Below are 11,458 nucleotides of genomic sequence, written 5' to 3' on the forward strand. Positions count from 1 at the left end.
GAAATAGTAAAAGGGATTGGAATTGCAGCAGTTTAAAAGATTATTAATCGTCTTCTTTTTCATCATCATCGCGAATATATGTGGTGTACTCATCGCCATTTGGGTTTTCAAGCATTTTAATATTTATATCCCTCTGAAAAACCAAGCTGTAGCGATTGATTTACAAGAACCTTTGCAGGTACAGGTTAAAGTCAAAGATGCCTTAAATGTAGATGTAAAGGGTAGAGTAAATGCGAATATTCCTATTAATGAAAAGTTAACCATCCCTCTCACACAGACGTTAACCCCACGGGTCTATTTCGATAATATGGTGCCAATTAGCACTGTTATTCCAGTTAAAGAAACATTAAAAGTTGATCAAAGCCTCCCAATAGATACTAAAGTTCAAGTCAGAGTATTAGGTAAGGACATCACTTTGCCATTAAAAGGTAATATTCCATTAAAGCTTGATGTACCTATTGATATTCAAGTACCACTCGATCAAAAAGTTCATTTGAAGTTTGATGCTCCAGTTAAAACAGTTTTAAAAGAAGATCTTCATATTCCTCTAAATGCTCAATTAAAGACCAATATTCCGATTCAAGGTAGTTTGAATGTACCTGTAAAAACTGCTTTAAATGCTTCTGTAGATGTGAAAAATACGTTGCCAGTTAGAATTGAGCATGGTGAGTTAAAAATACCTTTATCAAGTATGAGCCTTAATCGCGTTAAAGCCGATAATGCTACATCTGTACCTGATCAGAACCAGAATAAGTAGGAAGGTGACTGATGCTTGGTTCAATAAAAAGTATGCTGATCAGTTTTTTTCTGATTATGGTGCTCACGGCAATTTTATTTTGGCTTTATTTAAATATACAAGCTTCAGTTGTAGTGTCTGCACATGAGTCGGATATTCGTTTACCGGAGTCATTAGAGACAAAAATTCATGTTGGTAATAATTTACAGGTACAGTCTATAGGTAAACTAGATACCTCAATTAAGATTGATCGTCAGATTTCAGTACCATTAAAGGGAAGGTATTTGGCTGATTTAGAGTTTGAAGTCGAGACGCCAATTACGGTAAGTGTCGATTATGCGACAACTCTGAAAGTTGATCAGGTTATGCCTTTGGAAACAACTACCGATTTAATTTACCAAAATAAGTTATTACCTAGATTTCCATTAAAATTAAATATTCCTATTAATCTTGATATTCCATTTCAGTTAAAACGTAGTTATACCATTCCCGTTAAAATTGCTTTTAATGGTCCAGTTTATTTTGAGTTCGATGAGTCGGTAAATTTACCAGTTAAACATCAGTTTAATCCAAGTTTGAAAATTAATGATGCAATGGAAATGGGCAATATCTCAAGCTTTAATGCCATTATGTATAACTCTGTACAGCACACCAAAGCGAATTTAGATATGAAGATGGATTTGCCTTTACGCAATGTTCATCCATAAGGGATTAACGCATAAAAAGCGACTCTGATCAGCTTTAAACTTTTATCAATATCAAAAGATATAGAATAAGACCTAGGAAAGTTGAATTCTCTCGATTTTCTATTCGAGAATTTTATGAAAATATGGCAGAATAGGCGGTTTTAGAGTTTTTAGAGGATTGGCAAATGCGCTTTGTTGATGAAGCAGTCATTACCGTAGAGGCTGGCGACGGTGGCAATGGCGTAGCCAGTTTTCGCCGTGAAAAATTTGTACCATTTGGTGGCCCAGATGGTGGTGATGGCGGACGTGGTGGAAGTATCTATATTCAAGCTGATGATGATACAAGTACCTTAGTCGATTACCGTTACACCCGTAAATTCCGCGCTGAGCGTGGTAAAAACGGTGCAGGTGCTAACTGTACCGGACGTGGTGGTGAAGATGTGGTTTTAAAAGTACCTGTAGGTACAACAATTGTTGATACAGATTCTGGCGATATTATTGGCGACTTGGTTGAAGACGGCCAAAGAATTCTGGTTGCAGGTGGTGGTGAAGGTGGTTTAGGTAATACTCACTTCAAATCATCAACTAACCGTGCTCCACGTAAATGTACGACTGGTATAAAAGGTGAATTTCGTGAAATTCGTCTTGAGTTGAAAGTATTAGCGGATGTTGGCTTATTAGGTATGCCAAACGCTGGTAAATCTACTTTCATTCGTGCTGTAAGTGCTGCAAAACCGAAAGTAGCGGACTATCCATTTACCACTATGGTTCCAAACTTAGGTGTTGTAGATGCTGACCGTCATCGTTCATTTGTAATGGCCGATATTCCGGGTCTTATTGAAGGTGCGGCAGAAGGTGCAGGTCTAGGAATTCGTTTCCTTAAACACTTGGCACGTACTCGTATTCTTCTACACATTATTGATGTGCAACCAATTGATGGTTCAGATCCAGCGCATAATGCAAAAGCAATTATGAATGAGTTGGCTAAGTTTTCTCCTACTTTAGCCAAACTACCAGTTGTTTTAGTACTCAATAAATTGGATCAAATTGCTGAAGAAAGTCGTGAAGAGTGGTGTCAGCACATTCTAGACGAGTTGAAATGGACTGGTCCTGTCTTTAAGACTTCAGGCTTATTAAGCGAAGGAACAAAAGACGTTGTGTATTACTTGATGGATCAGATTGAACAACAACGCGAACGCGAAGTTGAAGATCCTGAATACGCAGCAGAAGTAAGAGCTTTCCGTGAACAACTAGAAGTTGAAACACGTGAACAAACCATTGCGGCAAAAGAAGCATATCGTGCGATGCGTCGAGCACAACGTCTCGAAAGTATGATGGACGATGATGATGATTTTGACGATGATGAAGACGACAATGATGTAGAAAGCATCTACGTTCGTGACTAAAAAACCGAGGAAAACATGATAGAAGTGGTCGATGGGCAACGTAAGCTCAGTGAGTGTAAACGAATCGTTGTTAAAATCGGATCATCTTTACTCACAGCAAATGGGCAGGGGCTAGATCTGGAAGCTATTTCGCATTGGGCGAAACAGATTGCAGATTTACACAATGCTGGGCACGAAATTATTTTAGTGTCTTCAGGAGCTGTAGCTGAAGGTATGGTTCGTATGAAGCTTGCGAGTCGACCCACCGATCTACCCAGTTTACAAGCATGTGCCGCAATTGGGCAGATGGGCCTAATTCATACGTGGTCTAGCGTGCTTGAAAATCATAGTATTCGAACAGCGCAAGTGTTACTAACACATGATGATTTGGCAGATCGCCGTCGTTATTTGAACTCATGCGATGCGTTGCAGAACTTGATTGACTGGCGTGTTATTCCGGTTATCAATGAAAACGACACAGTCTCTACTGACGAGATTCGTTTTGGTGATAACGATACCTTAGCAGCAATGGTTGCTGGTCAAGTACATGCTGATTTACTGATCATTTTAACAGATCAGCAAGGCATGTTTGACTCAGACCCACGCCATAACCCTGATGCAAAGTTGTTATCAACTGTGCGTGCCATGGACGATGTCTTATTTGAAATGGCTGGTGGTGGTGGACTTCTTGGACGAGGTGGCATGGTCACTAAAGTTCGTGCTGCGCGTTTAGCTGCCAAGTCAGGCTGTCCAACACTGATTGCTAGTGGTGAAAGTGACAATGTATTGTCACGAGTAATGGCTGGCGAAATGTTAGGTACGTTATTCACGACTGATAAAGACCGTATGACAGCGCATCAACAGTGGCTTGCTGCGCATTTGCAAACAGCAGGTCGTCTGGTGATTGATGATGGTGCGGTTGAAGCGATTAAATTGAAACACCGTAGTTTACTCCCTGTTGGAGTCAAAACTGTTGAAGGTCACTTTGATCGTGGCGATGTGGTTGAATGCGTTGATAAACAGGGTAAGCGCATTGCAGTTGGACGAGTAAACTTTAGTTCGCGTTCTGCTGAAATCATTAAAGGCTTAGCCTCGGATAAGGTTTATCAAGTGTTAGGTGAAGCTCGTTCACTTGAAATGATTCATCGTGATCATATGGCAATTTATTAAGTTGTGATAAATTAAAAAGCTCGCTTTATGCGAGCTTTTTTTGTGGTGTTAATGATGGCAAGATTCGATCTTCACCAACCATAAAAGGGTGGGTGGCAAGACTCAGCATGTCTAAATCTTCTGAAGTATTCCCATAAGCATAAATTTGATAATAATCCTGCAAAGAATATTGTTCATGTATTCTTAACTTCTTTTGTTCATTACTACAATCTGGCGTTGAATAGTAGCCCGTCATCATGCCATTTTTAATTTGAGTTTCAGTACAAATTAATTCGATATCGAGTAATTTGCAAAGTGGAGCAAGATAGATATCAATTGAAGCTGAAACCAATACTACTTGATCACCAAGTAACTGATGTTGTTGTAGCTGTGCGAAGATTTCAGGTGAAAGCGTTGAGACGAGCTCTTGTGCATATTCTTCGCCTAACCTTTGCAGTTCAATGGCTGGAGTATTGCTAAACATACTGCGAAAAAGTTTAGCTCGCATCGCATGAGCTGGATAAAAATTAAGATAATAGGCTTGAATCCATGGCAGGATTTTCAAGCCTTGCTTCACAATGTGGCGCTTAGATAATGCATAAAAGATGAAGCCTGTAAAACTGTCTTTAGTGCACAAGGTTCCATCAAAATCGAACAGGGCGAGGTTTTTTATTATCTTATTCGTTTCGCTCGTTGCATACATGATTCATATCGTCCGTTTACGCGGGTTGCATACCAGTTAGTATTATAGTCACGACTTAATTTAGGCCCAGAAATGACCACTTGAGGCATCATGGCATAGATCGGTTCTTTGCCAGTTTTAGCCTTATAAAGTTTAGTTAATGCAATATAAGTTGTTGTACTTTCAAACTTTTTCTCTTTTTCTAACTTCAGATCATCGCGAAGTTGTCTTGGAGTAATTAAAACATTATTTGCAGTAAATAGTTTCATTAACTCTTTTTCTGACTGACTCTGAACTGCGAGTGGATCACCAGATTTATTGTAAAGTAATAAATCACCATCTAAAGTAAGTTTAGTATCAGTAAGGGCATCGAGCATGCTTTGAAAAGCAGCATTACGGCTAGAGTACATACCTGAGTTATAATCAGCAAAACGGTAAATCGCCTTATCATAGTCTGCTGGATATACCATCAAGCGATGAATGCCATAATATAAACCACCATATTGCGTATAAAGATCATTTCTAAGATCATTAATATTCATACTAGTGCGCTTATGAGCTTTTGCATAATTAATATGAACTTGCATTGAACCCAGTGTAGTGATTGGATTCATTTTCTCGCCAATATCTTGTCCAACCAGTTTGGCTGCACCCGTTAAAGCACTAACATGATAATGTTGAGTCATAAAATCAAAAATTTGACGATAAAGTAAGTCGAGATCTTTTTCAGTTTTTACTTTACGCATCTGACTCATGTAGTTGTTATCAGGAGAAGGCTGGGTTTTTAATACTTCTTCGAAGTAGCCTGCGACAGTGCCACCCACTTTTTGCCCAAGTTTATCTTCAAACTTTTCATTTAAACGGGTACTGACTTCATCGACCGCTTTTTTACCAAGACCCGGTACTACAGGATTGGCAACAAAGTTAGATTCCTGATCTACAATCGCGACAATACTACAAACATTTTGCTTGGTTTTCGGAATTTTTAATTCCTGCATAATATCGTCAATATCTTTGGCCCATGACTCACGATCATGCACGCGCGATGGAATTAACTTTTTAATTTGCTGACTTTCTAAATCGGGCTCATCATTTTTTGACCACCAGGCTTTATCTCCACAAGCAGCTAAACTCATGCATACGGTGACTACACCGAATGATTTTAATAAAAAACGGGAAGACAACGGTTTGTTCATGGCGAGGAAAGCACCTGCAAAAAAGATGAGCTGATCAAGCGGATGAAGTATACTATGTTGATCATGAATTGTATGAATATATATGTATATTGGTCCCTATCAACTGTCAAATAATTTAATTGTTGCTCCTATGGCTGGTGTAACTGACCGTCCATTTAGAACACTGTGCAAGTATTTTGGTGCGGGTCATGCGGTGAGTGAAATGATGACTGCCGACAAAACTTTGCGAATGACTAAAAAAAGTCTTTATCGTGCGAATTTTGATGGAGAGTTGGCTCCTATCTCTGCGCAAATCGCAGGTTCTGACCCAGAACAGTTAGCTGAGGCTGCTCGCTATCAAGTTGCAAATGGGGCACAAATTGTTGATATCAATATGGGATGTCCTGCAAAAAAAGTATGCAATAAATTAGCAGGTTCAGCATTATTACAAGATGAGGACTTGGTAGCTCGAATACTAGATGCTGTTGTTGAAGCAGTTGATGTTCCTGTGACGTTAAAAACCCGTTTGGGATTTTTAAATGGCCAAGAAAATATTTTACGCGTGGCTAAACGTGCTGAAGAGGCGGGGATTGCTGCGTTAGCATTGCATGGCCGTACACGTGAAGACATGTATTTAAATACAGCACGTTATGAATTAATTAAACATGTTAAAGAATTAATTAATATTCCTGTGATTGCCAATGGTGACATTGATAGTCCTGAGAAAGCAAAATATGTACTGGACTATACTGGTGCCGATGCAATTATGATTGGACGGGCCGCACAAGGTCGTCCATGGATTTTCCGTGAAATTGCCCATTATTTAAAAACTGGTGAGCATTTGGCTGCTCCAAATATTGAAGAAGTCAAAGATGTACTTTTAGGACATTTGTCTGAGTTATATCAATTTTATGGTGAATATTCTGGATGTCGTATTGCTCGTAAGCATATTGCTTGGTACACCAAAGGCTTACGTTCGAGTAACGAATTCCGTCAAAATATGTATAAAGTTGAAACTACTGCTGAACAAGCATTAGTGGTCGAGAGTTATTTTAATCAATTGCTTGCAGAAGGTAATTTGATGAGTGATGTTCAGGTTGAACAAGTTAATTTATTAGCTACTCACTAAAATAAAGCAACCAGTACACGACTGGTTGCTTAAAATCTTTATTTATTCATTATCTAACATTTCAACAACCAGTTGATTGACCAGATCAGAAGCGCCTAATTCGCGTATTTGTGCAACATTACTTCCTGCCCAAAATGCACCAAAACCATAGTCATGGTGTTTACTCGCAAGAGCATTGAGTTGTTTTGCTAAATCATAAGCATAAGGGTATTCAGGTTGGAGAGGTCGAGTAGGTGAATCAATTTTAGTATGCCAATGGTTCAATAAACCGCGAGCTGGACGCCCAGAAAGGCTTGCACTAATTTGCGTTACAGGTTCAGTAAATAATGCTTTGCGATATTCAGCAGAAGCATTTGAAGTTTGGCATTGAACGAATGCTGTACCTAACTGGACTGCGGTTGCTCCTAAACGCAACATATGTTTGGCCTGCAAGCCAGTCATAATGCCACCCGCAGCTACAACAGGAAGCTTACAATGCTTCACAATCAATTGGACCAAGTCACTGGTTTTAATCGCTGCATCAAAAGTCTGGTTGAAAATTCCTCGATGTCCACCTGCTTCAATACCTTGAGCAATGATGATATCGATACCTGCTGCTTCAATCGCTTGCGCTTCAATCAGGTTGGTGGCCGAAACCATAGTCAAAATACCAGCTTCTTTCAAAGCTTTAATTTGATGCGGATGCGGAATACCAAAATGGAAGCTCACCGCTTTAGGTTTAGTTTCTAAAACAACATTTAAAAAGTCATCATTGTCTAAAAAACTTGGATAAATACAGTGCAACTCTTGAGGAGGTTGAACACCAAATTTTTCGAAATGAGGACGTAAATATTCAATCCATTGTTGTGCTTTTTCTAGGTTAAGTTCTGTAGATTGATGACAGAAAAAATTAACCTGAAATGAGTTTTCAGTGAGTGCTTGAGTTTTTAAAATTTGTTCACGTGCACTTTGTGGAGTGTTTGCTCCCAAACCTAATGATCCAAGGCCTCCTTGATTTGAAACCTCGGCTGCTAGTTCTGGTGTAGAAACTCCTGCCATGGGAGCCAAAAAAATTGGATGTTTAATTGCAAGTTGTTGTAATAGGCTCATTTTATTCACCTCATTTCTTTCACTTCACCATAACGTGAAAATAGAATGAAGAGCAAATAATATTGGCTATTTAATTTTTAAATATTCTAGAACACTATTTAAAAGATCTTTTTATAATGGCGTGACATTAAATAAAGAACCAATCCAGCTTGAAAAAGCCATTGCTAAAATTCCCCATAAGGTAATACGTAAACTGCCTTTAAGTTTAGATGTACCAGCAAAGTAACTTGAAAGTGCACCTAAAATCGCTAATGAAAGAATTCCTGTGGCTAGGACAGCAGGCATAATCCATTGATTCGGGCTGAGTAATATAGCCAGCATGGGAAAAAAAGCCCCAAAAGAAAATGATGCAGCAGATGATAGTGCGGCTTGTACAGGATTGGCTGCGGTATTTTCATGAATGCCGATTTCATCACGGGCATGTGCACCCAATGCATCATGAGTGGTTAGCTGCAAAGCAACTTCTTGAGCCAATTCTTTAGATAGGCCTCTAGAAATATAAATTTGAGTTAGCTCATCTAACTCTTTTTGAGGGTGCTTAGAGAGTTCTTTTGCTTCAATCGCTAAATCTGCTTTTTCAATATCTTCTTGAGATTTTACGGAAATATATTCTCCAGCAGCCATTGATGTAGCCCCAGAAATTAGTCCAGCAATGCATGTAATTAATAAAGTATGTGAGTTAGCTCCACTTGCTGCCATACCCATAATTAAACTAGTGACAGAAATAATTCCATCATTGGCTCCTAATACTGAAGCTCTTAACCAACCTGAACGGTGAATTGCATGATGCTCTGTATGATGTGGAAAAGCCATGTGTTTTGCCTTATAAATGTTTTATAGATGCTATGAAATTTTACAAATTATTGATCAAAAAATATGTCATCATTATAGGGAATTTAGGGATACTAAAGAATAGATCAATAATAAAAATGGAGACTAAACTATTTATATTAAATCATCCTTAACCTAACTTAACGATGTAACTCATTATTTTAAATTATGATATTTATTGATCATTCTAACAAATTACCCTTAATAACTCTAATTTACTGTAGAGGTGATAATGAGAAATAGCAAAACAATAAACTCTATAACGCATTCGATATTACTTATGGGAGTAGTCATTTCTTCAACGGTAGTAAGTGTGTGTTCTGTTTATGCACAAGACCCAGTTACCTCTGAATATAAACCTGGAAACCTCATTTATGATAAATGGGACAGATTCTATAAAATAGAGCAGTCTCAACCTCAAGAAGCAGAAAAAATATTAGTTGAGCTGAGCAAGCTGACCCCTACAGATATTAAAGTCTGGAAAAGCCTTACTTATTTACAAATTCGGCTCGAAAAAAGAGATGAGGCTTTACAAAGTTTAAGACAAGCAAGAGCTTTAGCTCCTCAAGACGACACTTTAAAATTACAAGAAGCATATTTGCTGAATCAACAGAAAAAGAATCGTGATGCACTGGTTTTATTTAAAGAACTAACTTCATCTTCAGATCCAGCAATTGCTGCGAAGGCAACTCAAGCTGTTAAAAATTTAAGTGGAGGTGAGGTTAAGCCATATTTTGGGGATATCTATTTTGCACCCTCTTATGAGTCACGTTATGACGACGTTATTTTTCCTTTAAAAGTTCGGTACGGTAAAAACATCGACAATGGTCGTGCTCAAGTCTACGGTTTTCTTAATTTAAACCGTGACACTAAATCTCAAGGTGGAGTACGACCTGAAATTATTGATGAAAATGCAGTTACTCTTGGGGTAGGTGCAAATTATCAACCATGGACTTCTATTCCTGTTCGAGCTTATGTCGAAGTTGGCGGAAGTTATGACTTGATTGATCGAAATCGAAAAAAATTTCGTGAAAGTGTAGTTGGAGGGGTAACAGGTTATCAAGAGTGGTATTCCCAATCTAACTGTAATCATACACTTTGTTTAGATAATTACTTTACTGACCTCTATGGCAATGTCGCGACTTATTCAAGAGAAGACTATAACGTTATTGGAGATTTGCGCTTACGCACAGGTTTAAATTTATATAAGGGAGACAATGGAACTGTGCAGGCTTATGTGAAATTGCATGGCTTAGCAGACAGTAAAAATGAATATTACAATAATTTATTTGAATATGGGCCAGGGATTTCATGGCAGCCTTTTAACTATCAACCCATAAAACTACGTGTTGAACGTCTATATGGCAACTATTTTAAAGACGTGCCTGTTAATACAAAAGATCATTACAACAATACCCGAGTAGAACTTGTTTTTTATAAGGACTTCTAATAATGAAAAAATTTTTTATTTCGATTGTATTCGGTACTCGTCCAGAGCTAATAAAGCTAGCTCCGGTAATTTTATTAGCAAAACAAGACTCGCGATTTCAGGTTGAAGTTATTTTCACGGGTCAGCATGATGAATTAGTGCGAGATGCTATAGATTTTTTTGGGGTTGAAATTGACCACCGACTTAAAATTATGAATGCAGGGCAAAGCCTAAATCAGCTATTAATTCATGGTTTGGCTCAACTAGAGCATGTTTACACCGATGGTAAAAAAAGAGATGCGATAGTCATTCAGGGTGATACTACCACTGTATTAGCTGCTGGATTAGTCGCATTTTCAATGAAAATCCCTGTTGCCCATGTAGAAGCAGGTTTACGTTCTTATGATTTAGATCATCCTTTCCCTGAGGAAGGTAACCGTCAGTTAGTTTCGCGTATTACTAAATGGCATTTTGCTCCGACTGAACAATCAAAAAGAAATCTACTTAATGAGCAAATCAAGCCTTCGTTAATTACAGTGACAGGCAATACAGTAGTCGATGCTGTATATTTAGGCAGAAAGTTAATTTCTGAAAAAGCTGGTTTAAAAAATCAGCTCGAACCTTACGGAATTGAGTTAAAACAAAACGATAAAGTCGTACTTATTACCGCTCACCGCCGTGAAAATTTTGGTGAGGGAATTCAAAATATTTGTAATGCAGTTGAATATTTAGCTAATCATCATCCTGATTTACATTTTATTTGGCCTGTGCATTTAAACCCAGCTGTACATGATGTAGTGCATGATAAGTTTAAAAATCATGCTCAAATTCACTTGGTTAAACCACTTGATTATCCAAGTTTATTAGCCGTCATAAACCGTTCTATCTTCATTTTAACGGACTCTGGTGGTTTACAAGAGGAAAGCCCTTCGTTTAATAAGCCTGTATTAATTTTACGAGACACCACTGAACGACCTGAAGTCGTGGAAGTCGGGGCAGGAGTACTTGTTGGAACAAATCAGCAAAAAATTATTGATGAGGCTGAAAAACTTTTAACAGATTCGCAGCATTACCAAAAAATGGCAAATGTTGAAAATCCGTTTGGTGATGGGCGTGCTGCCCAGCGAATATTAGATGAAATTGTCAGAACTTCTGAATAAAAAGTAT

The 11,458-nt window shown here is 38.2% G+C and carries 11 protein-coding genes; 7 read left to right on the forward strand and 4 right to left on the reverse strand.

Annotation, left to right across the window (positions count from 1 at the left end):
• The first annotated feature begins 22 nt into the window (after positions 1-22).
• The 4 genes from B554_RS0108145 (at position 23) to proB (ending at position 3,977) form a co-directional block, all read left to right on the forward strand.
• A complete protein-coding gene (locus B554_RS0108145) occupies positions 23-757 on the forward strand; it encodes a hypothetical protein (RefSeq protein ID WP_019457678.1) in 735 nt (244 codons plus the stop codon).
• A gap of 11 nt (positions 758-768) precedes the next feature.
• Positions 769-1,443, forward strand: a complete 675-nt coding sequence (locus tag B554_RS0108150; RefSeq protein ID WP_019457679.1) for a hypothetical protein — start codon at positions 769-771, stop codon at positions 1,441-1,443.
• Between the two features lie 164 nt (positions 1,444-1,607).
• Positions 1,608-2,828, forward strand: a complete 1,221-nt coding sequence (cgtA, locus tag B554_RS0108155) for an Obg family GTPase CgtA (protein ID WP_019457680.1) — start codon at positions 1,608-1,610, stop codon at positions 2,826-2,828.
• A gap of 15 nt (positions 2,829-2,843) precedes the next feature.
• A complete protein-coding gene (gene proB / locus B554_RS0108160) occupies positions 2,844-3,977 on the forward strand; it encodes a glutamate 5-kinase (RefSeq protein WP_019457681.1) in 1,134 nt (377 codons plus the stop codon).
• 25 nt (positions 3,978-4,002) lie between these two features.
• Here the strand turns inward: proB and B554_RS0108165 are convergent, their stop codons facing one another.
• The gene (locus tag B554_RS0108165; RefSeq protein ID WP_004700012.1) at positions 4,003-4,659 is read right to left on the reverse strand and encodes an HAD-IB family hydrolase; all 657 of its coding nucleotides are present in this window, start codon (positions 4,657-4,659) and stop codon (positions 4,003-4,005) included.
• Positions 4,629-5,834 (reverse strand): DUF1615 domain-containing protein, encoded by a 1,206-nt coding sequence (locus B554_RS0108170; RefSeq protein ID WP_019457682.1) that lies wholly within the window; start codon positions 5,832-5,834, stop codon positions 4,629-4,631. The genes B554_RS0108165 and B554_RS0108170 overlap by 31 nt, the downstream gene beginning before the upstream one ends.
• 82 nt (positions 5,835-5,916) lie before the next feature.
• On the opposite strand from B554_RS0108170, the gene dusB reads away from it, so the two are divergent.
• Complete coding sequence (gene dusB / locus B554_RS0108175; protein WP_019457683.1) at positions 5,917-6,942, forward strand: tRNA dihydrouridine synthase DusB; 1,026 nt, start codon at positions 5,917-5,919, stop codon at positions 6,940-6,942.
• A gap of 42 nt (positions 6,943-6,984) precedes the next feature.
• On the opposite strand, the gene B554_RS0108180 is transcribed toward dusB, so the two are convergent.
• Complete coding sequence (locus tag B554_RS0108180) at positions 6,985-8,031, reverse strand: NAD(P)H-dependent flavin oxidoreductase (protein WP_019457684.1); 1,047 nt, start codon at positions 8,029-8,031, stop codon at positions 6,985-6,987.
• A 111-nt stretch (positions 8,032-8,142) separates the two neighbouring features.
• The gene (locus B554_RS0108185) at positions 8,143-8,844 is read right to left on the reverse strand and encodes a VIT family protein (protein WP_019457685.1); all 702 of its coding nucleotides are present in this window, start codon (positions 8,842-8,844) and stop codon (positions 8,143-8,145) included.
• Positions 8,845-9,094: 250 nt separating this feature from the next.
• On the opposite strand from B554_RS0108185, the gene B554_RS0108190 reads away from it, so the two are divergent.
• Together B554_RS0108190 and wecB are read left to right on the forward strand one after the other, a co-directional pair.
• Positions 9,095-10,312: a tetratricopeptide repeat protein gene (locus tag B554_RS0108190; protein WP_025465154.1), complete on the forward strand. Its 1,218-nt coding sequence runs from the start codon at positions 9,095-9,097 to the stop codon at positions 10,310-10,312.
• 2 nt (positions 10,313-10,314) lie between these two features.
• Entirely contained in the window at positions 10,315-11,451 is a 1,137-nt protein-coding gene (gene wecB, locus B554_RS0108195) for a non-hydrolyzing UDP-N-acetylglucosamine 2-epimerase (RefSeq protein ID WP_019457687.1), read from the forward strand.
• Positions 11,452-11,458 lie beyond the last annotated feature (7 nt).

Origin of the sequence: Acinetobacter sp. GG2 (assembly GCF_000292385.1) — a bacterium.
Classification (GTDB): Bacteria; Pseudomonadota; Gammaproteobacteria; order Pseudomonadales; family Moraxellaceae; genus Acinetobacter; species Acinetobacter seifertii.

Coding starts and splice junctions, on each gene's coding strand:
- cgtA (WP_019457680.1), top strand. CDS start 1,608: ATGCGCTTTGTTGATGAAGCAGTCATTACCGTAGAGGCTGGCGACGGT.
- B554_RS0108150 (WP_019457679.1), top strand. CDS start 769: ATGCTTGGTTCAATAAAAAGTATGCTGATCAGTTTTTTTCTGATTATG.
- B554_RS0108180 (WP_019457684.1), bottom strand. CDS start 8,031: ATGAGCCTATTACAACAACTTGCAATTAAACATCCAATTTTTTTGGCT.
- B554_RS0108190 (WP_025465154.1), top strand. CDS start 9,095: ATGAGAAATAGCAAAACAATAAACTCTATAACGCATTCGATATTACTT.
- dusB (WP_019457683.1), top strand. CDS start 5,917: ATGTATATTGGTCCCTATCAACTGTCAAATAATTTAATTGTTGCTCCT.
- B554_RS0108170 (WP_019457682.1), bottom strand. CDS start 5,834: ATGAACAAACCGTTGTCTTCCCGTTTTTTATTAAAATCATTCGGTGTA.
- wecB (WP_019457687.1), top strand. CDS start 10,315: ATGAAAAAATTTTTTATTTCGATTGTATTCGGTACTCGTCCAGAGCTA.
- proB (WP_019457681.1), top strand. CDS start 2,844: ATGATAGAAGTGGTCGATGGGCAACGTAAGCTCAGTGAGTGTAAACGA.
- B554_RS0108165 (WP_004700012.1), bottom strand. CDS start 4,659: ATGTATGCAACGAGCGAAACGAATAAGATAATAAAAAACCTCGCCCTG.
- B554_RS0108185 (WP_019457685.1), bottom strand. CDS start 8,844: ATGGCTTTTCCACATCATACAGAGCATCATGCAATTCACCGTTCAGGT.